This is a genomic window from Streptomyces sp. NPDC005017, assembly GCF_042873115.1.
Classification (GTDB): domain Bacteria; phylum Actinomycetota; class Actinomycetes; order Streptomycetales; family Streptomycetaceae; genus Streptomyces.
In genome coordinates this window covers 244673-264440 of sequence record NZ_JBIALD010000005.1, presented here as the reverse complement: position 1 = coordinate 264440, position 19768 = coordinate 244673, and the positions used below count along the sequence as shown (strand labels likewise).

The 19768-nt window shown below is 72.8% G+C and carries 18 protein-coding genes and 1 tRNA gene; 10 read left to right on the top strand and 9 right to left on the bottom strand.

What is annotated here, in order from left to right; genetic code table 11:
- Window positions 1-121 precede the first annotated feature (121 nt).
- Window positions 122-712: a TetR/AcrR family transcriptional regulator gene (locus tag ACFYR0_RS10470; protein ID WP_389324372.1), complete on the bottom strand. Its 591-nt coding sequence runs from the start codon at window positions 710-712 to the stop codon at window positions 122-124.
- Window positions 709-2226 (bottom strand): 3-hydroxyacyl-CoA dehydrogenase, encoded by a 1518-nt coding sequence (locus ACFYR0_RS10465; RefSeq protein WP_389324369.1) that lies wholly within the window; start codon window positions 2224-2226, stop codon window positions 709-711. The genes ACFYR0_RS10470 and ACFYR0_RS10465 overlap by 4 nt, the downstream gene beginning before the upstream one ends.
- A gap of 160 nt (window positions 2227-2386) precedes the next feature.
- Here ACFYR0_RS10465 and paaN point away from each other — a divergent pair, with 160 nt between their 5' ends.
- A complete protein-coding gene (gene paaN, locus ACFYR0_RS10460) occupies window positions 2387-4078 on the top strand; it encodes a phenylacetic acid degradation protein PaaN (RefSeq protein WP_389324366.1) in 1692 nt (563 codons plus the stop codon).
- A 2-nt stretch (window positions 4079-4080) separates the two neighbouring features.
- Here paaN and ACFYR0_RS10455 read toward each other — a convergent pair whose 3' ends face one another.
- Genes ACFYR0_RS10455 through ACFYR0_RS10445 form a run of 3 tightly spaced genes read right to left on the bottom strand, consistent with a single transcriptional unit; the run spans window position 4081 to window position 6894 of the window.
- Entirely contained in the window at window positions 4081-4842 is a 762-nt protein-coding gene (locus tag ACFYR0_RS10455) for a TrmH family RNA methyltransferase (protein ID WP_389324363.1), read from the bottom strand.
- Window positions 4843-4852: 10 nt separating this feature from the next.
- Window positions 4853-6154 (bottom strand): HTTM domain-containing protein, encoded by a 1302-nt coding sequence (locus ACFYR0_RS10450; protein ID WP_389324360.1) that lies wholly within the window; start codon window positions 6152-6154, stop codon window positions 4853-4855.
- Window positions 6151-6894: a DUF5819 family protein gene (locus ACFYR0_RS10445; protein ID WP_389324357.1), complete on the bottom strand. Its 744-nt coding sequence runs from the start codon at window positions 6892-6894 to the stop codon at window positions 6151-6153. Before ACFYR0_RS10445 ends, ACFYR0_RS10450 begins: the two co-directional genes overlap by 4 nt.
- A 666-nt stretch (window positions 6895-7560) precedes the next feature.
- Between ACFYR0_RS10445 and paaA the strand changes: the two genes are divergently transcribed.
- The 6 genes from paaA to ACFYR0_RS10415 all read left to right on the top strand — a co-directional run bounded on the left by paaA (window position 7561) and on the right by ACFYR0_RS10415 (window position 12470).
- Window positions 7561-8586 (top strand): 1,2-phenylacetyl-CoA epoxidase subunit PaaA, encoded by a 1026-nt coding sequence (paaA, locus tag ACFYR0_RS10440; RefSeq protein ID WP_389324354.1) that lies wholly within the window; start codon window positions 7561-7563, stop codon window positions 8584-8586.
- Window positions 8583-8870: a 1,2-phenylacetyl-CoA epoxidase subunit PaaB gene (paaB, locus tag ACFYR0_RS10435; RefSeq protein WP_356689295.1), complete on the top strand. Its 288-nt coding sequence runs from the start codon at window positions 8583-8585 to the stop codon at window positions 8868-8870. The genes paaA and paaB overlap by 4 nt, the downstream gene beginning before the upstream one ends.
- Window positions 8867-9619 (top strand): 1,2-phenylacetyl-CoA epoxidase subunit PaaC, encoded by a 753-nt coding sequence (paaC, locus tag ACFYR0_RS10430; protein ID WP_389324350.1) that lies wholly within the window; start codon window positions 8867-8869, stop codon window positions 9617-9619. Before paaB ends, paaC begins: the two co-directional genes overlap by 4 nt.
- Window positions 9613-10161: a 1,2-phenylacetyl-CoA epoxidase subunit PaaD gene (gene paaD, locus ACFYR0_RS10425; protein WP_389324347.1), complete on the top strand. Its 549-nt coding sequence runs from the start codon at window positions 9613-9615 to the stop codon at window positions 10159-10161. The genes paaC and paaD overlap by 7 nt, the downstream gene beginning before the upstream one ends.
- The gene (locus ACFYR0_RS10420) at window positions 10161-11225 is read left to right on the top strand and encodes a 2Fe-2S iron-sulfur cluster-binding protein (protein WP_389324344.1); all 1065 of its coding nucleotides are present in this window, start codon (window positions 10161-10163) and stop codon (window positions 11223-11225) included. The genes paaD and ACFYR0_RS10420 overlap by 1 nt, the downstream gene beginning before the upstream one ends.
- Window positions 11226-11333: 108 nt before the next feature.
- Entirely contained in the window at window positions 11334-12470 is a 1137-nt protein-coding gene (locus ACFYR0_RS10415) for an acyl-CoA dehydrogenase family protein (protein ID WP_389324341.1), read from the top strand.
- A gap of 77 nt (window positions 12471-12547) precedes the next feature.
- Here ACFYR0_RS10415 and ACFYR0_RS10410 read toward each other — a convergent pair whose 3' ends face one another.
- From ACFYR0_RS10410 to ACFYR0_RS10395, 4 genes are all read right to left on the bottom strand, one after another.
- Window positions 12548-12877 carry a rhodanese-like domain-containing protein gene (locus ACFYR0_RS10410; RefSeq protein ID WP_389324628.1) on the bottom strand — a complete coding sequence of 110 codons (330 nt, stop codon included), beginning with the start codon at window positions 12875-12877 and terminating at the stop codon, window positions 12548-12550.
- 168 nt (window positions 12878-13045) lie between these two features.
- Window positions 13046-14023, bottom strand: a complete 978-nt coding sequence (locus tag ACFYR0_RS10405; RefSeq protein ID WP_389324625.1) for a hypothetical protein — start codon at window positions 14021-14023, stop codon at window positions 13046-13048.
- Window positions 14024-14229: 206 nt separating this feature from the next.
- Window positions 14230-15633 carry a DUF2252 domain-containing protein gene (locus tag ACFYR0_RS10400; protein WP_389324622.1) on the bottom strand — a complete coding sequence of 468 codons (1404 nt, stop codon included), beginning with the start codon at window positions 15631-15633 and terminating at the stop codon, window positions 14230-14232.
- A gap of 420 nt (window positions 15634-16053) precedes the next feature.
- Window positions 16054-16140 (bottom strand) — tRNA-Leu (locus tag ACFYR0_RS10395).
- Between the two features lie 517 nt (window positions 16141-16657).
- Between ACFYR0_RS10395 and ACFYR0_RS10390 the strand changes: the two genes are divergently transcribed.
- From ACFYR0_RS10390 to ACFYR0_RS10380, 3 genes are all read left to right on the top strand, one after another.
- Window positions 16658-17539 carry an FhaA domain-containing protein gene (locus ACFYR0_RS10390; protein ID WP_389324337.1) on the top strand — a complete coding sequence of 294 codons (882 nt, stop codon included), beginning with the start codon at window positions 16658-16660 and terminating at the stop codon, window positions 17537-17539.
- Window positions 17540-17549: 10 nt separating this feature from the next.
- Complete coding sequence (locus ACFYR0_RS10385; RefSeq protein WP_386377929.1) at window positions 17550-18065, top strand: FHA domain-containing protein; 516 nt, start codon at window positions 17550-17552, stop codon at window positions 18063-18065.
- Window positions 18066-18205: 140 nt separating this feature from the next.
- Window positions 18206-19750, top strand: a complete 1545-nt coding sequence (locus ACFYR0_RS10380; RefSeq protein WP_389324333.1) for a Stp1/IreP family PP2C-type Ser/Thr phosphatase — start codon at window positions 18206-18208, stop codon at window positions 19748-19750.
- Window positions 19751-19768: the final 18 nt, after the last annotated feature.

Sequence of the window (19768 nt, the reverse complement as noted above, 5' to 3'; positions counted from 1 at the left end):
GCCGGGTCATGGGGCGGCGTGCTCATCCCGGCACGCGCGCGTCCTCAAGGGAAGGACTCGGCCGGGTCCGGGCCGCCGCGCGCCGGGGTGCTCGGCGCGAGCCCCGCCGCCGCGCCCGGACTCAGTCCTCGCGCCGCAGCCCGCCGAAGGCCAGCCGCACCACCGCGTCCGCCACTTCGCGCTCGCTGGCGCCGCGGCCGTCCGGGCGGTACCACTCGACGATCGAGTTGATCATGCCGAAGAGCAGCCGGGTGGCGAGCCGCACCTCCACGTCGCCGCGCACCTCGCCGTCCGCGGCGGCCGCCTTCAGCAGGTCGGCGACCCGGTGGTCGAACTCGCGGCGCCGCTCCAGCGCCCACCGCTCGGTGCCGGTGTTGCCGCGCACCCGCAGCAGCAGCGTCACGTACGGCAGTTCGGCCATCAGCACCTCGACCATGCGCCGCACGACGTACTCGAGGCGCTCGGCGGCGCTCCCCACGCGCGCGTGCTCCTCCTCCAGGATGCCGAACAGCCCGTCGAGCGCCCGGCTCACCGCGCGGCGCAGCAGTTCCTCCTTGCCCGCGACATGGTGGTAGATCGAGGACTTGGAGATGCCGGCCGCCTTGGACAGGTGCTCCATGGACGTGCCGTCGTAGCCGCGCTCGTTGAACACCTGGACGGCCACCGACAGCAGCGTCTCGGGCGTGTAGGTGTCGCGTCTGGCCGTGGTCATGAGGTGCTCCCCTCCCGCTTGTCGGACGCGTACGCGTGGCGGTACAGCGCGAGGGACGGTGCGTAGCGGCCGGAGGGGTCCCGCAGATGCAGGTCGTCGAGCAGGGCGTACGCCCAGTTCCGGCCGAGCCTGCGGCTCCACTCGAAGGGGCCGAGCGGGTAGTTGACGCCGAGGCGCATCGCGGTGTCGATGTCCTCCTCGGTGGCCACGCCCTTGGCGACGGCGTCGTGCGCGAGGTCGATGATCCGGGCGACCGTACGGGCGACGATCATGCCCGGGACGTCCCCGATGACGCTGACCTTCTTGCCGAGCGCCTGGAACAGGCCGACGGCCTCGCCGAGGGTCTGCGGGGAGGTGTCCCGGGAGGCGGACAGGGCGACGCGGGTGGCCGCGCGGTAGTCCAGCGCCAGGTCGAAGTAGACGACGTCGCGGAACTCGACGGAGGTCTGGCCGTCGGCGAGGGCCAGCTGGCCGCCGCTGGGCAGCACCAGGCGGGTGCCGTGGTCCTCTTCCTCCTCGCGGACCTGGATGCCCGCCTCGCGGATCAGCGCGAGCACCTCGGAGGCCGGACCGAGGTCGCCCTCGGCGACGACGTAGGCGGGCGGCTGCTCCCTCTCGGCCGTGTGCGGCTCGGGGCGCTCGGCGTCGTCGGCGTAGTCGTACCAGCCGTGTCCGGACTTGCGGCCGAGCCGGCCCGCCTCGACGAGGCGGCGCTGGGCGAGGGAGGGCGTGAAGCGGATGTCCTGGAAGAAGGACGTCCACACCGAGTGCGTCACCGACTCGTTGACGTCCTGCCCGATCAGGTCGGTCAGCTCGAACGCGCCCATCCGGAAGCCGCCCGACTCGCGCAGCACGGCGTCGACGGTGGCCGGGTCGGCGCCCTGGGACTCGAGGACGGCGAAGGCCTCGGCGTAGAAGGGCCGGGCGATGCGGTTGACGATGAAGCCGGGGGTGTCGGCGCAGGCGACCGGCGTCTTGCCCCAGGCCCGGGCGGTCTCGTACGCGCGCGTGGCCGAGGTGACGTCGGTGGCGAACCCGGAGACGACCTCGACCAGCGGCAGCAGCGGGGCCGGGTTGAAGAAGTGCAGGCCCACGAACCGGCCGGGGTGGGCGAGCGCGCCGCCGATGGCCGTGACCGACAGGGACGAGGTGTTGGTGGCCAGCAGACAGTCGTCCGCGACGACGTCCTCCAGCGCGCGGAACAGCTCCTGCTTGACGTCGAGCCGCTCCAGGATCGCCTCGACGACCAGCCCGCAGTCGGCGAGCCCGGCGATGTCCTCCACGGGCTCCAGTCGGGCGCGCGCGGCGTCGCGGTCGGCGGCGGCGAGCCGGCCCTTCTCGACGAGCCGGTCCAGGCGGGCGCCGATCGCGTCGGCCGCCTCCCGGGCACGCCCGGGAGCAGCGTCGTACAGGCGTACGGGATGGCCCGCGACCAGGGCGACCTGGGCGATGCCCTGGCCCATGGTGCCGGTGCCGACGACCGCCACAGGGCTGCCGAGGTCGAGTGCTGTCATGTGCGCGATCCTCCCGCACGGGGTTTTCCACAGATGCGGCGGTCCCCCTTGAACCGACCGATCGTTCGGTTACTCTAACTCTGACCGCCTGTCCCCGCCCATGTTTCGGGACAGGTCACGAGCTCAAGGAAGAGTTCTCCACACGAGGAGTTGGTCCCGCATGGCCGCCGAACTCACCGCGCACCAGCTGATCGCCCAGCACCGGCCCACCCTCGACCAGGCGCTGGAAGCGATCCGCACGCGCGCGTACTGGTCCCCGCATCCCGAGCATCCCAAGGCCTACGGGGAGAACGGCAGCCTGGACGCGGCCGCGGGCAAGGCCGCCTTCGACGCCCTCCTCGGCACCCGCGTGGACCTCGGCCAGCCCGGCACCGACGACTGGGTCGGCGGCGAGGTCTCCCCGTACGGCATCGAGCTCGGCGTCACCTACCCGCACGCGGACCTCGACGTCCTGCTGCCCGCCATGAAGGCCGGACAGCGTGCCTGGCGCGACGCGGGCGCGGAGCTGCGGGCGGCGGTCTGTCTGGAGATCATCAAGCGGATCAGCGACCGGACGCACGAGTTCGCGCACGCGGTGATGCACACCTCCGGCCAGGCCTTCATGATGTCGTTCCAGGCCGGCGGCCCGCACGCCCAGGACCGCGGCCTGGAGGCCGTGGCGTACGCGTACGTGGAGCAGGTGCGCACCCCCGACACCGCCGAGTGGACGAAGCCGCAGGGCAAGCGGGACCCGCTCGCGCTCACCAAGCAGTTCACGCCCGTCGCGCGTGGCATCGGCCTGGTCATCGGCTGCAACACCTTCCCGACGTGGAACGGCTACCCGGGCCTCTTCGCCTCCCTCGCCACCGGCAACGCGGTCCTGGTCAAGCCCCACCCGCGCGCGGTGCTCCCGCTGGCGCTGACCGTGCAGGTCGCGCGCGAGGTGCTCGCCGAGGCGGGCTTCGACGCCAACCTGGTGGCGCTGGCCGCCGAGCGCCCCGGCGAGGGCATCGCCAAGGCCCTCGCCACCCGCCCCGAGATCCGGATCATCGACTACACCGGTTCCACCGCCTTCGGCGACTGGCTGGAGGCCAACGCCCGCCAGGCGCAGGTCTACACCGAGAAGGCCGGCGTCAACACGGTCCTGGTGGACTCCACCGACAACTACAAGGGGATGCTCTCCAATCTGGCCTTCTCGCTCTCGCTCTACAGCGGCCAGATGTGCACCACCCCGCAGAACCTGCTGATCCCGCGCGACGGCATCCGCACCGACGAGGGCCCCAGGACCTACGACGAGGTCGCCGCCGACATCGCCCGCGCGGTGGACGGCCTGCTCGGCGACGACGCCCGAGCGAACGCGCTGCTGGGCGCGATCGTCAACCCGGACGTCAAGGCCCGCCTGGAGGCGGCCGCCGGCCTCGGCGAGGTCGCGCTGGCCTCGCGCGAGGTCGCCAACCCGGAGTTCCCGGACGCGGTCGTGCGCACCCCGGTGATCGTGAAGCTGGACGGCGCCAAGCCGGACGACGAGGCCGCCTACATGAACGAGTGCTTCGGCCCCGTGTCCTTCGCCGTCGCCGTCGACTCCGCCGCCGACGCGGTGGAACTGCTGCGGCGCACGATCCGCGACAAGGGCGCCATGACCGTGGGCGCCTACACCGTCGACCCCGAGGTCGAGCAGGCCGTGCAGGAGGTCTGCCTGGAGGAGGCCGCGCAGCTCTCGCTCAACCTCACCGGCGGGGTGTACGTCAACCAGACCGCCGCCTTCTCCGACTTCCACGGCTCGGGCGGCAACCCGGCGGCCAACGCCGCCCTGTGCGACGGGGCGTTCGTCGCCAACCGCTTCCGGGTGGTCGAGGTGCGCCGGGAGGCCTGAGCCTACTGACGGAGGTCCGGGGCGCCGCCCAGGCTCCAGTGGTACAGCGTCATGGCCACGCTGGTGGCGAGGTTGTAGCTGGAGACCTGGGGGCGCATCGGCAGGGCCACCAGGTGGTCCGCCCGCGCGCGTACCTCCGCGGACAGGCCGCTGCGCTCCGACCCGAAGGCGAGGACGGCGTCGTCCGGGAGCTTCACGCCCCGGATGTCGTCGCCCTCCGGGTCGAGCGCGAACAGCGGACCGGGCGGCAGTTCGGCCACCTCCAGGCGCTCCACCGCGGTCGCGAAGTGCAGGCCCGCCCCGCCGCGCACCACCGTGGGGTGCCAGGGGTCGAGGGTGCCGGTGGTGACCACGCCGGTCGCGCCGAACCCGGCAGCCAGACGGATCACCGCCCCCGCGTTGCCGAGGTTGCGCGGCTGGTCGAGCAGTACCACGGGAGCGGTGCGCGGGGAGCGCGCGAGCCGTTCCAGATGACCCGCCCGCGAGGGCCGTACGGCGAGCGCGGCCACGGCCGTGGGGTGCGGGCGCGGCACCAGCGAGGCGTACACCGCCTGCTCCACCTCGGCCAGCAGTTCCTCCAGCGCCGGGCGCACATCGGGTGCCAGCTCGTCGGCCAGGGCCAGCGTGGCGGCCCGGTCGGCGGTCACCGCGACGGGGACCTCGGCGCCGAAGCGCAGGGCGTGCTTGAGGGCGTGGAAGCCGTCGAGCAGGACGCGGGCGTCTCCCTCGGCGAGGCGGCGCCAGGCGCCGACGGGGTCGTTCATGCGCCGAAGCCTACGTGCGGGTGACCCGCGAGGGCCCCGGCTGCTCCGGCACCTCCCGTACCAGCCGATCGGGGAGCTCCGGGCCCGGGTCCGCGCGGAACAGCCGGCCACGCGCGCGTGCCGCGAGCGTGCCCAGCCGGCGCAGGAACGCCGTGGGCAGGAACACCGCGTCCGCGGCGATCATGGCCAGGGAGAAGAACGGCAGCCCGAGCACCACGGCGATCACCGCGTGCTCGGTGATCATGACCGCGAGCAGGACGTTCTTCACCCGCCGGTTGAGCAGGGTGAACGGGAAGGCGACCTGGACCAGCACCGTCCCGTAGGTCACCAGCATCAGCATCGTGGCGCTCGCGGACAGCGCGCCGCTCAGCGCGGGCCAGGGGGAGAAGTAGTCGAGGTGCAGCGGGTAGTAGACCGCCGTGCCGTCCTGCCAGCGCGAACCCTGGACCTTGTACCAGCCGGCCGTGGCATAGATCAGACACGCCTCGGCCATGATCACCAGCAGGGCGGCGTTGTGCAGGATGTTCGCCACGACGTCCAGCAGGATGCGCGGCTGCTCGGTGCGGGCCCTGCGGACGGCGAACCACCACAGTCCCTGCGCCGCCCACGCCGACCACAGCAGGGCCGGGACCATGCCGGGGCCGTTGACGGCGGAGACGAGGAAGATCCACACCCGCTCCGCCGCACCGCCGCCGCCGGACTCGGCCGCCTTCAGCATCCAGTCGTCGCCGAGCTTCCCGGCCAGGGTCGCGACGACCAGCACCAGACCGGCCAGACCCCACAGCACCGGCCCCGCGCGGTCCACGACGTCCGCCCCACGCGCGCGTGCCGCCTCGCCGCGCCGCGCCCGGCGCGCGTCCAGCGACCAGACCAGGCCGCAGCGCGTGAACACCAGATAGATGCTCATCAGATGCAGCACGTTGTCGCCGCCGTCGCCCATCAGGACGCTGCGGTTCTGGAGCGACAGCACGCCGACCATGAACACCACGGACATCGCCCGGGTCCGCCAGCCCACCAGCAGCAGCGCGGCGGACAGCACGGCGAGCAGATAGACGGCCTCGAACCAGAACCGGCTGTCCGTCCACATCAGCACGGTGAACGCGTGGTTGAGGTCGACCAGCTGCTGCCCGAGCTCCCAGCTCCACGGGCTGTCGGGGCCGTACAGCTCATGGCGGTGCGGGAACTCGCGCAGCAGGAACAGCAGCCAGGTCAGGGCGAAGCCGATACGGATCACGGCCGCCTGGTAAGGGCCGAGGGCCGCCTCGGTGACCCGGGCTATGGCGCCGGAGACGGCCAGGGAGAACCGGTTCATCCCTCGGCCTCCTCCGCCTCGTCCCGCGACACCGTCCACCAGGGCAACACCCGGTGGGCCGGCTTCAGCGACACCTCTTCCTCGCTCCACTCGGGCGGCGGCACGTTCGTCGTGCTGGAGCGCACCTGGACCAGCTCGACGGCCTCGCCCCGGCCGGTCGTGCCTGCCCGCTCCAGGCGCAGCACCACGATCCGCCGCAGATAGGACTCGGCGAGCATTCCGCGCACCCCGGCCGGACGGTTGTCGGCGTCGTGCGTCGACTGGAAGAAGTCCCAGGCCCGGCGCAGCTCGTTCTGCTGCGTGTGGCTGGGCGAGATGTTGCCGTCTATCGCGCGGCCGTCCTGCGCCGACAGGTCCTGCCAGCCGGTGAGCCGCCTGCCGCCGTCCGGCGTGCTGATCTGCGCCCTCACCTGGACGGCGATGTTCTGCTGGAGCGGGTTGGGCGCGAAGAGCTTCCAGTTCTGCTCGAACTCCGGGTACACCCAGTCGTCGATCGTCTCGGCGTGCTTCTTCGAGAGCGTGTTCGACGGCGCGATGTGCAGGAACACCATGCCCAGGTGCACACAGACCCCTACGGCGACAGCGGCGAGCGCCAGCGCGACACCGACCTGGTAGCGCGGGGAGAGCGCGGCGATCCCGGTACGCGCCCCTACGCGGGGAACGCCGCCGACAGGCGCCACCCCGGCGGCCGGAGGCACGGAACCGGCCCCGGGCACCGACTCGGCTTCGGCAGCGGGCACGGAACGAGGCTCCGGCACCGACTCGGCTTCGGCATGAGGTACGAAACCGGGCCGGGGCACCGCCTCGGCTTCCTCAACAGGCACGGAACCGGCCCCGGGCACCGACTCGGCTTCGGCAGCGGGCACGGAACGAGGCTCCGGCACCGCCTCGGCTTCGGCAGCGGAGACGGACCCGCGCTCCGGCTCGGGAACGGCTCGAGTCACAGGGCGGGCATCCGCCGCGGAACGGCCCTCCGGCGGTTCGCCGAGGGCAGGCGTGCGCCCCTCGTCCGCGTCCCTAGCGCCGTGCGCGTCCATCACGCCCCGATTCCCCGATTCCCCGCCGGTCCGATACCTGCGACTGCCCGCGACCACCCGCGCCCGCGTGCGCCGACCCGCGCCGACCCGCGGTGCGGCCCTCGCAGCCGGCCCGTCGATGCGGCGAGCGCCACGGCCGACGGACTCGAGAGGTCCGCACGGACCGTCCCCCGGCACTCGCACGCGGAACGGTACTCAGCCCGGCCGTCCCGGCGCAGCCCCCGGCGGGGACCCACGACGGACCTGCGACCCCGGACGGGTTATCCACAACGGTTGACACCTTACGGCGCCCGTCCCACCATGGAATCGCACGGACCGAACGATCGGTCGGGAGAGGCTCAGGGCAGAGCCCGTGGTCGAGGGGACCTCATGGCGACAGCAGCCGCGCACCAGACGGCCCGTACACCGGAGCAGCAAGGCCCCGGCGGCACCGACGAGGCCGCCGAGGCGTACCAGCGCGTCTTCGACGCGGCCGTGGCCGCGGAGGAGCGCATCGAGCCGCGCGACTGGATGCCGGACGCCTACCGCGCGACCCTGGTCCGCCAGATCGCGCAGCACGCGCACTCCGAGATCATCGGCATGCAGCCGGAGGCCAACTGGATCACCCGCGCGCCCTCGCTGCGCCGCAAGGCGATCCTGATGGCCAAGGTCCAGGACGAGGCGGGCCACGGGCTGTATCTGTACAGCGCGGCCGAGACGCTCGGCACCAGCCGTGACGAGCTGCTCGACAAGTTGCACAGCGGCCGCCAGAAGTACTCCTCGATCTTCAACTACCCCACCCTGACCTGGGCGGACGTCGGCGCGATCGGCTGGCTGGTGGACGGCGCCGCGATCACCAACCAGGTGCCGCTGTGCCGCTGCTCCTACGGGCCGTACGCGCGCGCGATGGTCCGGATCTGCAAGGAGGAGTCGTTCCACCAGCGCCAGGGGTACGAAGCGCTGCTGGCGCTGAGCAACGGCACCCCGGAGCAGCACGCCATGGCGCAGGACGCGGTCGACCGCTGGTGGTGGCCGTCGCTGATGATGTTCGGCCCGCCCGACGACGAGTCACAGCACTCCGCGCAGTCGATGGAGTGGAAGATCAAGCGCCACTCCAACGACGAGCTGCGCCAGCGTTTCGTCGACATCTGCGTCCCGCAGGCCGAGTCCCTGGGCCTGACGCTGCCCGACCCGGACCTGAAGTGGAACGAGGAGCGGGGACAGCACGACTTCGGCGCCATCGACTGGACGGAGTTCTGGGACGTCCTCAAGGGCAACGGCCCCTGCAACGAACAGCGCCTGACCCAGCGCAGGCAGGCCCACGACGAAGGCGCGTGGGTCCGGGACGCGGCCGCGGCCTACGCGGCCAAGCACAGCACCCAGCACATCGGTGAGCGCGAGGAGACGCACGCATGAGCACCACCGACTGGCCCCTGTGGGAGGTCTTCGTGCGCTCGCGCCGAGGCCTCTCCCACACCCACGCCGGCAGCCTGCACGCACCGGACGCGGAGTTCGCCCTGCGCAACGCCCGCGATCTGTACACCCGGCGCGGCGAGGGCGTGTCCATCTGGGTCGTGCCCTCGTCGGCGATCACCGCGTCCTCCCCGGACGAGAAGGACCCGTTCTTCGAGCCGTCCGCCGACAAGCCGTACCGGCACCCGACGTTCTACGAGATCCCGGAGGGGGTGAAGCACCTGTGACCGCTTCCGAGACGACCGTCACCCCCGAGGCGACCGTCACCAGCACCGTCACGGCCGCCCTCGCCCTCGGCGACGACGCCCTCGTGCTCTCCCACCGCCTGGGAGAGACCATCGGCCACGCCCCCGTCCTGGAGGAGGAGGTCGCCCTCGCCAACATCGCGCTCGACCTGCTCGGCCAGGCGCGCGTGCTGCTGTCGATGGCGGGCGACGAGGACGAACTGGCCTACCTGCGCGAGGAGCGCGCCTTCACCAACCTCCAGCTGGTGGAGCAGCCCGGCGGCGACTTCGCGCACATCATCGCCCGCCAGCTGTACTTCTCCACCTACCAGCACCTGCTGTACGCCGAACTGGCCGCGGGCGACGGCCCCTTCGCCCCGCTCGCCGCGAAGGCCGTCAAGGAGGTCGCCTACCACCGCGACCACGCCCGGCAGTGGACCCTGCGCCTGGGCGACGGCACCGACGTCAGCCATGAGCGCATGCAGCGGGCCTGTCAGGCGCTGTGGCGGTTCACCGGCGAGATGTTCCGCCCGGTGGAAGGCCTGGACGTGGATCGCGAGACCCTGGAGGCGGCCTGGCTCGCCGCCGTCGAGGACGTGCTGCGCGAGGCCACCCTGACCGTCCCCGAGGGCCCGCGCACCGGGGCCTGGGCGGCCGGAGCGGGCCGCGAGGGCCTGCACACCGAGTCGTTCGGCCGGATGCTCGCCGAGATGCAGCACCTGCACCGCAGCCACCCGGGGGCGTCATGGTGACCGTCACCCCGCTGGAGGCCGAGCTGCTCGCGCTCGCCGGATCGGTGCCCGACCCCGAGCTCCCCGTGATCACCCTGGAGGAGCTGGGCGTACTGCGTGCCGTGCATCTGCGCGGCGCGGACGCGGTCGAGGTCGAGCTGACCCCGACGTACACCGGCTGTCCGGCGCTGGAGACCATGTCCGCCGACATCGAACGGGTGCTGCACGCGCACGGGATGCGCGAGGTCACGGTCCGCACGGTGCTCGCCCCGGCCTGGTCCACGGACGACATATCGGCCGAAGGCCGCCGCAAGCTGCGGGAGTTCGGCATCGCGCCCCCGCGGGCGCTTCACGACTCCGGGCCGGTGGCCCTGACCCTCGGCGCGACCCGCACCGCGGCCCCCACGGCGGCCGGGCCCGGCCCCGGTGCGGAGCCGGTGACCTGCCCGCACTGCGGCTCCGCCGACACCGAGCTGCTCACCCGCTTCTCCTCCACGGCCTGCAAGGCCCTGCGCCGCTGCCTCGACTGCCGTGAACCCTTCGACCACTTCAAGGAGTTGTGATGGCCCGCTTCCACACGCTCCCGGTGGCCGCGGTCGACCGGCTCACCGACGACTCCGTGGCCCTCACCTTCGCCGTGCCCCCGGAGCTGCGCGAGACCTACCGCTTCGCGCCCGGCCAGCATCTGGCGCTGCGGCGGCCTGCCGACGGGGCCGAGATCCGGCGGACGTACTCGATCTGCGCCCCCGCCCCCGCACCCGGTGACGAAGGCCCCCGCACCCTGCGGGTCGGCGTGCGCCTGGTGGACGGCGGCGCGTTCTCGACGTACGCGCTCAAGGAGGTGAACATCGGCGACGAGCTGGAGGTGATGACCCCGGCCGGCCGTTTCACCCTCGACCCGGCGCCCGGACTGTACGCGGCGATCGTCGGCGGCAGCGGGATCACCCCCGTGCTGTCGATCGTCTCCACCCTGCTGGCGCGCGAGCCCGGAGCGCGGTTCTGCCTGATACGCGGCGACCGCACGGCCGCCTCGACGATGTTCCTGGAAGAGGTCGCCGACCTGAAGGACCGCTACCCCGAGCGGTTCCAGCTGGTCACGGTCCTCTCCCGGGAGGAGCAGCAGGCCGGGCTGCCCACGGGCCGGCTCGACCGGCAGCGGCTGACCGGGCTGCTGCCCGCGCTGCTGCCGGTGGACGAGGTCGCGGGCTGGTTCCTGTGCGGGCCGTACGGCCTGGTGCAGGGCGCCGAGCAGACACTGCGCGGCCTCGGCGTGCCCCGCACCCGGATCCACGAGGAGATCTTCCACGTGGACAACGGCGACGCCCCGAGGGCCCGTATCGCCACCCCCGCGCACAGCACGGTGACCGCGCGGCTCGACGGCCGCGGCGGCACCTGGCCGGTGCAGGACGGCGAGTCCCTGCTCGACACGGTGCTGCGCAACCGCCCCGACGCGCCCTACGCCTGCAAGGGCGGGGTCTGCGGCACCTGCCGGGCCTTCCTCGTCTCCGGCGAGGTCCGCATGGACCGCAACTTCGCGCTGGAGCCGGAGGAGACGGACGCCGGATACGTCCTCGCCTGCCAGTCGCACCCGGCGACGGAGAAGGTGGAGCTGGACTTCGACCGCTGAGACCGCTGAGGACACGGCATTCCCTTCTCCTGGAACCTGTTCTATCTTGACGCCCCGTCAGGTCCGGCAGCCGTGCCGGGCCGGCGGAGTCGCCGGGAGGCCAGGACCGTGGACTTCACCTTCACCGAGGAGCAGGAGGCGGCCGCCGAGGCGGCCCGCGGGGTGTTCGCGGACGTGGCGCCCGACTCCGTACCCAGCCCCTCGCTCACCAGGGGCGCCGTCGCCGAGGGCTTCGACCGGGAGCTGTGGGCCAGGCTGGCCGAGGCGGATCTGCTGAGCCTGCTGCTGGACGAGACGCACGGCGGAGCGGGCCTGGACGCGGTCGCGCTGTGCGGGGTGCTGCGCGAGTCCGGGAAGGTGCTGGCCCGCGTCCCCCTGCTGGAGAGCTGTGCGGCCGCCGCCGCCCTCCAGGCCCACGCCGAACCGGAGTTGACGTCCGGGCTGCTCGCCGGAACCGGCCGGGGCGAGGTCGTGCTGACCGTCGCCGCGCACGGCCGTACCGGCCACGACCCGGCCGAACTGGCCGTCACCGCGCGCCCGGACGGGCCGGAATGGGTGCTGGACGGCGTGCAGACGGCGGTGCCGTGGGCGTTCGACGCCGACCACGTCCTCGTGCCCGCGCACACCGGCAGCGGCCGCAGCGTCCTCGCCCTGGTCCCGCACGGCCACCCCGGCACCACCCTCGCCGAGCAGATCTCCACGGCCGGCGAACGCCTCGGCGAACTGCGGCTGGACTCGGCACGTCTGCCGCGGCGATGCGTGGTGACGGCGGACGGGGCCTGGGAGTGGCTGCGCGGGCTGCTGGCCGCCGGAACCTGCGCCCTGGCGCTGGGCCTCGGGGAACGGGTGCTGCGGATGACCGCCGACTACACCGGCACACGCGAGCAGTTCGGGCACCCGCTCGCCACGTTCCAGGCGGTCGCCGTACAGGCCGCCGACCGCTACATCGACCTGCGCGCGATGGAGATCACCCTCTGGCAGGCGGCCTGGCGGCTCGGTTCGGGGACGCCGGGCGCGCTCCCGGTGTCCGGGGACGTGGCCGTCGCGAAGATCTGGGCGTCGGAGGGGGTGCGCCGCGTGGTGCAGACGGCCCAGCATCTGCACGGCGGCTTCGGCGCGGACGTCGACTACCCCCTGCACCGCTATCACGCCTGGGCCAAGCACCTGGAACTGTCGCTCGGCCCGGCGGCGGCCCACGAGGAAGCCCTGGGAGACCTGCTGGCGGCCCACCCCCTCAGCGGCTGACCGCCGGACGGGCCGCGGCGACGGGAGCGCGCCCGGGGCGGCTCACAAGACCGACCCGAGCCGCCCCAGGTCCGCGATCACAGGACGAACCCGGGCTGCCCCTCGTTCGTCACGACGGGCCGGCCCACGGCAGCCCACACCTGCATGCCGCCGTCCACGTTCACCGCGTCGATGCCCTGCTGGACCAGGTACATGGTGACCTGCGCCGAACGCCCGCCGGAGCGGCAGATCACATGGACCCGGCCGTCCTGCGGCGCGGCCTCGGTCAGCTCGCCGTAGCGGGCCACGAACTCGCTGATGGGGATGTGCAGCGCCCCCTCGGCGTGACCGGCCTGCCATTCGTCGTTCTCACGGACGTCCAGCAGGAAGTCGTCGTCCTTGAGGTCCGTGACCTCGACCGTGGGCACTCCTCCGAAATTCATGCCTCCGACGCTACCCGACCTCGGCCGAAGCACCGCGGGCCCGCGATCCGCCCACCGCCGACCCGCCACCGTCGGTCGGGCCACCGCCGACCGCCGACCGGCCACCGTCGGTCGGCCGACGCCCACCGGACGAAGCCCCCGTGGAGCTACGCCCTACCCCTGGAGCCCCGCCAGCTCCGCCTCCCGCTTGGCGACCTCCGTCAGCAGCTGCTCGGCGATCTCGTCCAGCAGCCGGTCCGGGTCGTCCGGGGCGATCCGGAGCATCGCGCCGATCGCGCCCTCCTCCAGCTCCTTGGCGATCACGGAGAGCATCTCCTTGCGCCGGGCCAGCCAGTCGAGGCGGGCGTACAGCTCCTCGCTGCGGGTCGGGCCGCGGTCCACGGGCGCGGGGCCCTGCGCCCACTCCTCGGCCAGCTGCCGCAGCTGCGCCACGTCGCCGCGGGCGTAGGCGGAGTTCACCCGGGTGATGAACTCCTCACGCCGCATGCGCTCGCCCTCCTCCTGCGCCAGGTCGGGATGCGCCTTGCGGGCCAGCTCGCGATAGAGCTTGCGGGCCTCCTCGCTGGGGCGCACCCGCGCGGGCGGCTGCACGGCCTGACCGGTCAGCATCGCCGTGGCCTCCGGGAACAGTCCGTCCCCGTCCATCCAGCCGTGGAACAGCTCCTCGACGCTGGGCATGGGCAGCACCCGGGCCCGCAGCTCCTGGGCGACCCGCAGGTCCTCGGGGTCCTGGGTACGGGCCGCGCGCGCCTCGGCTATGAGGGCGTCCAGTTCCTCGAGCCGGGCGTACATCGGGCCGAGCCGCTGGTGGTGGAGCCGGGAGAAGTTCTCGACCTCGATGCGGAAGGTCTCCACCGCGATCTCGAACTCGATCAGCGCCTGCTCGGCCGCCCGCACCGCCCGCTCCAGCCGCTCCTCGGGCGACTCGGAGCCCGGCGAGGCCTGCGCGGCGGCCTGCGTAGCGGCCTGCGGGCCCTGCTCGGCCCCAGGGTCCTGCGCGCCCGGAGAGCCGGCCGCCTCCGGCGCACCCTGAGCCTCCGGCGGGGCCTGGCCGGCCGAAGAGCCCTGCGAGCCCTCCCCGGCCCCCGGGCCGCCCCCCGCTTCCGGGGACCCGTCACCGGACCCCGGCACACCACCCTCGGGCACCGGCCCGGTCACCCCGGCCACGTTGCCCTCGCCCTGCTCAGCTTCCGAGCTCGTCACCCGACCAGCGTAGGACACGGCTGAACGACCTCCCGAAACGTGAGAACCGCAGGACCCACCACGACCTCAGACTCCTGCCTCCGCAGAACCCGCCACACCCTCAGACCCCCGACCCCACACGACCCACCACGGCCTCAGACCCCCATCTCCGCGGCGATCCGTCCCGCGCGGACCCCGGCCACCAGCTCCGCGTGATCCGCCTCGGTACGGTCCGCGTAGGCGACGGCGAACGTGGCGATCGCCTCGTCCAGCTCCTCGTTCTTCCCGCAGTACCCGGCGACCAGGCGCGGGTCGGCGCTGTGCGAGTGGGCGCGGGCGAGCAGGGCGCCGGTCATCCGGGCGTAGTCGTCGACCTGGTCGGCGGCGAGCGCGGCCGGGTCGACGCTGCCCTTGCGGTTGCGGAACTGCCGCACCTGGAAGTCCCGGCCGTCGACGGTGGTCCAGCCCAGCAGGATGTCGCTGACCACCTGCATGCGCTTCTGCCCGAGCACCACCCGCCGGCCCTCGTGCCCGGCGGCGGGCGCCTCCAGGCCGGCGGCGGCCAGATGCGGCAGCAGCGCGGACGGACGGGCCTCCTTCACCTGGAGGACCAGGGACTCCCCGCGGTGGTCGAGGAGCAGCACGACGTAGGAGCGCGTGCCCACGCTGCCGGTGCCGACGATGCGGAAGGCCACGTCCTGCACCGCGTACCGGGCGAGCAGCGGCAGGCGGTCCTCGGAGAGCGTGCCGAGGTAGTCCCCGAGGGAGGCGGCCACCGCGGCGGCCTCCGCGTCCGGGATCCGCCGTAGCACGGGCGGGGCGTCCTGGAAGCGGCGCCCGCCGTCCGGGGCGGGCTCGGTCGCCTTCGCGGCGAAGCGCCCGCTGGTGTTGGCGCGCGCCTTCTCCATCACCCGCTCCAGCGTGCCGAGCAGGTCGTGGGCGTCGGTGTGGGAGACGAGTTCCTCGTCCGCGATGGCGTTCCACGCGTCCAGCACGGGCAGCTTGGCGAGCAGCCGCATGGTGCGCCGGTAGGCACCGGCGGCGTCGCGGGCGGCCTTGCGGCAGGTGTCCTCGTCGGCGCCTGCCTCCCGGCCCGCGAGCACGAGCGAGGCGGCGAGGCGCTTGAGGTCCCACTCCCAGGGGCCGACGACGGTCTCGTCGAAGTCGTTCAGGTCGATGACCAGGCCGCCGCGGGCGTCGCCGTAGAGGCCGAAGTTGGCGGCGTGGGCATCGCCACAGATCTGGGCGCGGATCCCGGTCATGGGGGTGCGGGCCAGGTCATGGGCCATCAGGCCCGCCGAGCCGCGCAGGAAGGCGAACGGGCTGGCCGCCATCCTGCCGACCCTTATCGGCGCCAGCTCGGGCAGACGGCCGCGGCTGGACTCCTCCACGGCACCGAGCGCGTCCGGCCGGGAGTCGTCGAGGTCGAGGAGGGCGTGTGCCTCGCGCGGCACCCGGCGGCGCAGTTCCTTGCCCTCCTCACGGGGCGAACCAGCGCCCGGCCACTCGGCGAACCCCCGCACCCGCGGCAGTCGCCGCTCCGCACCGTCGGCCACCAGGACCGCCTCCCCCGCACTCCACGGACGCGTACCTGCCGCGCCGCATCGACATGAACATCAATCAGGCCCGAACCGTACAGCCGGTGGCCGAAACACGTCAGACCCTGTGGACAACTCCATCCGTCCGCACCGTGGCCTGCCACCCTGTGGACAACGCCCCGCCCACCCGTGGCCTTCATCACACGAACGCGGCCCCCGCGAAACGGGCTTCGCCCCGCGGTCCCCCGTAGCCCCCGTGCGGCCATCGCCACGGACCCGCCCCGCCAGGAACCCGCCCCGTCACGGAGCCGCCCCGCCGCGAAGACCGGCCCCACGCAGACCACGGCCCAGACCCTGTCCGGCATCCCACCCCGGACAACCGCGACCAGAAGCCCAACGCAAAACGGCCGCCATCGTTTTCACGATGACGACCGTCTCGTCTGGTGCGCGAGGGGGGAGTTGAACCCCCACGCCCTTGCGGGCACTGGAACCTGAATCCAGCGCGTCTGCCTATTCCGCCACCCGCGCATTGGGTGTGTCCTCGGGCTCCGTTCCCTCTCGGTGCGGCGCCTTCCGACATGCAGAACATTAGCACGCTGGACGGGATGGATTCACATCCCTTTCCCCGGCCCCCCAGGGGCCGCCCGAGGCAGGCGGTGGCACGTATCAACCCTGTACCGGTCCACCCCGTCCTCACAGGAGCAGGACCGCGAGCACAGCCACGTGCGGGACACTGGTCCGGGGCCGCCTCTACGATCCATGGCAGAAGCGGAGCCCGGCGGAGTTCGAACGGGCCCCGCGGGGGGAACTGTCGGAGGCGTCGGCAACCAGTCGGCACCACGGACGGCGACAAGCGGCCCCGGGCACCACCCGGGCCGGCTCCGGACGGTCGCCGGTCGGCACCTGATGACACCGGTCGGCCGGTTCACCAGGGGGAACCAGCCGATCCACCGGTGCGTGGATACGATCAGTAAGCAGTACCGGTAGGAAACAGCCAGGCAAGAAGCAGCAGCAGGCAGGACGACAGCGACAGAGGAGGTGCCTCATGGGAGTCCTGAAGCGTTTCGAGCAGCGTCTCGAAGGCATGGTCAACGGCACCTTCGCCAAGGTCTTCAAGTCCGAGGTCCAGCCCGTGGAGATCGCCGGCGCGCTCCAGCGCGAGTGCGACAACAACGCGACCATCTGGAACCGCGACCGGACCGTCGTACCGAACGACTTCATCGTGGAGTTGAGCACACCGGACTTCGAGCGGCTCAGCCCGTACTCCGGGCAGCTCGGCGACGAGCTCGCCGGCATGGTCCGCGACTACGCCAAGCAGCAGCGCTACACCTTCATGGGACCGATCAAGGTCAACCTGGAGAAGGCCGAGGACCTCGACACCGGCCTGTACCGCGTACGCAGCCGCACCCTCGCCTCCTCCAGCAGCCAGGCCCCGGCGCCCGGCGCCCCCGCCGCGAACCAGCGTCCCGGCGGCTACGGATACCCGCAGCCGGGAGGCGCCCCCGCGGGCGCCCCGCCGATGCCGGCCGCACCGCCGCCCGGCGCCCGGGCCGGCGGCTACGGCTACCCGCAGCCCGCCCCCGCCCCGCAGCCGCCCGCCGGACCGCGGCACGGCGGCGCCCCCGTCAGCCCCGCGGCCGGCGGACGCACCCGCTACTGGATCGAGATCAACGGCACCCGCCACCAGATCTCCCGCGCCACGCTCGTGATGGGCCGCAGCACCGAGGCCGACGTACGGATCGACGACCCCGGTGTGAGCCGACGGCACTGCGAGATCCGGACCGGAACGCCCTCGACTGTCCAGGATCTCGGCTCCACCAACGGCATCGTGGTGGACGGGCAGCACACCACCCGCGCTACGCTCCGCGACGGCTCGCGGATCGTCGTGGGCAGCACCACCGTTATCTATAGGCAAGCCGAAGGGTGATCCGGGGGCAATGTCAGAGCTGACCCTCACGGTCATGCGGCTGGGTTTCCTGGCCGTACTGTGGCTGTTCGTGATCGTGGCCGTGCAGGTCATCCGCAGCGACCTGTTCGGTACGCGCGTCACCCAGCGCGGATCGCGCCGCGACGCCGGGCGGCAGCAGCAGGCTGCCCGCCAGGCGCCGCCCCAGCAGCGCCAGCAGCCCGCACCCGCGGGCGGCCGGGGCCGCCGTAACGCTCCCACCAAGCTGGTGGTGACAGAAGGCACACTGACCGGCACCACCGTCGCCCTGCAGGGGCAGACCATCTCGCTGGGCCGTGCGCACGACAGCACGATCGTGCTGGACGACGACTACGCCTCCAGCCGCCATGCCAGGATCTACCCGGACCGGGACGGTCAGTGGATCGTCGAGGACCTGGGCTCCACCAACGGCACCTACCTCGACCGCGGCCGGCTGACGACCCCCACACCGATTCCGCTGGGTGCGCCGATCCGCATCGGCAAGACCGTCATCGAGCTGCGGAAGTAGTGCTACATCATGAATGAGCGCGAGCGGAGCGAGCACGCGGCGGAGACCGGCACCCCGGGCACCGGCGCGCTCCCGACCGGAGGGTGGGCAGTGTGGCTCGACACGACCGGCTGCATGCGGAGCCGACGGGCGAGGTGGGCATGAGTCTGTCACTGCGCTTCGCCGCCGGATCGCACAAGGGCATGATCCGCGAGGGCAACGAGGACTCCGGTTACGCCGGTCCCCGGCTGCTCGCGATCGCCGACGGCATGGGCGGCGCCGCCGCGGGTGAGGTCGCCTCCTCCGAGGCGATCTCCACCATCGTCGCCCTGGACGACGACATCCCCGGCTCCGACGTGCTCACCTCCCTCGGCGCCGCCGTGCAGCGGGCCAACGACCAGCTGCGCTCCATGGTCGAGGAGGACCCCCAGCTGGAGGGCATGGGCACCACGCTCACCGCCCTGCTCTGGACCGGCCAGCGCCTCGGCCTCGTCCACGTCGGGGACTCCCGCGCCTATCTGCTGCGCGACGGCGTCCTGACGCAGATCACCCAGGACCACACCTGGGTGCAGCGCCTCGTCGACGAGGGCCGGATCACCGAGGAAGAGGCCACCACCCACCCGCAGCGCTCCCTGCTGATGCGCGCGCTGGGCAGCGGCGACCATGTCGAGCCCGACCTGTCGATCCGCGAGGTCAGGGCGGGCGACCGCTATCTGATCTGCTCCGACGGCCTGTCCGGCGTGGTGTCCCACCAGACCCTGGAGGACACCCTCGCCAGCTACCAGGGCCCGCAGGAGACCGTGCACGAGCTGATCCAGCTCGCGCTGCGCGGCGGCGGCCCCGACAACATCACCGTGATCATCGCGGACGTCCTCGACCTGGACACCGGTGACACCCTCGCCGGCCACATCTCCGACGCCCCCGTGGTGGTCGGCGCGGTCGCCGAGAACCAGCACCAGCTGCACGACAACGGCATCATGCAGACGCCCGCCGGCCGCGCCTCCGGCCTCGGCCGCAGGCAGCAGCAGGGCGGCGGCGAGTTCGGCCCGCCCGGCTCCGGCGACATCACCGGGTTCATCCCCACCGACGGCTTCGGTTTCGGCGACGACGACTTCGTCAAGGAGCGTCCCCGCCGCAGATGGCTGAAGCGCTCGGTCTACATCGGGCTCGCGCTGGCCGTCGTGGGAGCGGGTCTGTACGGCGGCTACCGCTGGACGCAGACCCAGTACTACGTCGGCACCAACGACGAGCACGTCGCCCTCTACCGCGGCATCAGCCAGGACCTGGCCTGGGTGTCGCTGTCGAAGGTGGAGAAGGACCACCCCGAGATCGAACTCAAGTACCTGCCGCCGTACCAGCAGAAGGCGGTCAAGGCGACGATCGCCGAGGGCGGCCTGAAGAACGCCCAGACGAAAATCGACGAGCTGTCCGTGCAGGCCTCCGCGTGCCGCAAGAGCGCCGAGCGGCGCGCCGCGGAGAGCGAGAAGAACGCGAAGACCGGCGAGGGCGAGGCCGGCGGCACCACGGGAACCACCCGCACCTCGTTCGCGTCCAAGGCGTCGCCGACACCGTCGGCCTCGCCATCGCCGAACCCGTCGGCCACCACCCCCGACCCGTCCACGTCCCCCACCGCGACCACTCCCAGCCCCGGCCCGAGCCTGTCGGAGGAAGAGCAGAAGGTCGTCTCGCTCTGCGGTAAGCAGTAGGCGAGCCGTGAGAGGCCC

What these genes read in the sequence shown, in the direction of transcription:
- ACFYR0_RS10455 (WP_389324363.1), bottom strand. Translation starts at nt 4,842, where the DNA reads ATGAACGACCCCGTCGGCGCCTGGCGCCGCCTCGCCGAGGGAGACGCC.
- paaA (WP_389324354.1), top strand. Translation starts at nt 7,561, where the DNA reads ATGGCGACAGCAGCCGCGCACCAGACGGCCCGTACACCGGAGCAGCAA.
- ACFYR0_RS10390 (WP_389324337.1), top strand. Translation starts at nt 16,658, where the DNA reads ATGGGAGTCCTGAAGCGTTTCGAGCAGCGTCTCGAAGGCATGGTCAAC.
- ACFYR0_RS10420 (WP_389324344.1), top strand. Translation starts at nt 10,161, where the DNA reads ATGGCCCGCTTCCACACGCTCCCGGTGGCCGCGGTCGACCGGCTCACC.
- paaN (WP_389324366.1), top strand. Translation starts at nt 2,387, where the DNA reads ATGGCCGCCGAACTCACCGCGCACCAGCTGATCGCCCAGCACCGGCCC.
- ACFYR0_RS10470 (WP_389324372.1), bottom strand. Translation starts at nt 712, where the DNA reads ATGACCACGGCCAGACGCGACACCTACACGCCCGAGACGCTGCTGTCG.
- ACFYR0_RS10380 (WP_389324333.1), top strand. Translation starts at nt 18,206, where the DNA reads ATGAGTCTGTCACTGCGCTTCGCCGCCGGATCGCACAAGGGCATGATC.
- paaD (WP_389324347.1), top strand. Translation starts at nt 9,613, where the DNA reads ATGGTGACCGTCACCCCGCTGGAGGCCGAGCTGCTCGCGCTCGCCGGA.
- ACFYR0_RS10450 (WP_389324360.1), bottom strand. Translation starts at nt 6,154, where the DNA reads ATGAACCGGTTCTCCCTGGCCGTCTCCGGCGCCATAGCCCGGGTCACC.
- ACFYR0_RS10465 (WP_389324369.1), bottom strand. Translation starts at nt 2,226, where the DNA reads ATGACAGCACTCGACCTCGGCAGCCCTGTGGCGGTCGTCGGCACCGGC.
- ACFYR0_RS10385 (WP_386377929.1), top strand. Translation starts at nt 17,550, where the DNA reads ATGTCAGAGCTGACCCTCACGGTCATGCGGCTGGGTTTCCTGGCCGTA.
- paaB (WP_356689295.1), top strand. Translation starts at nt 8,583, where the DNA reads ATGAGCACCACCGACTGGCCCCTGTGGGAGGTCTTCGTGCGCTCGCGC.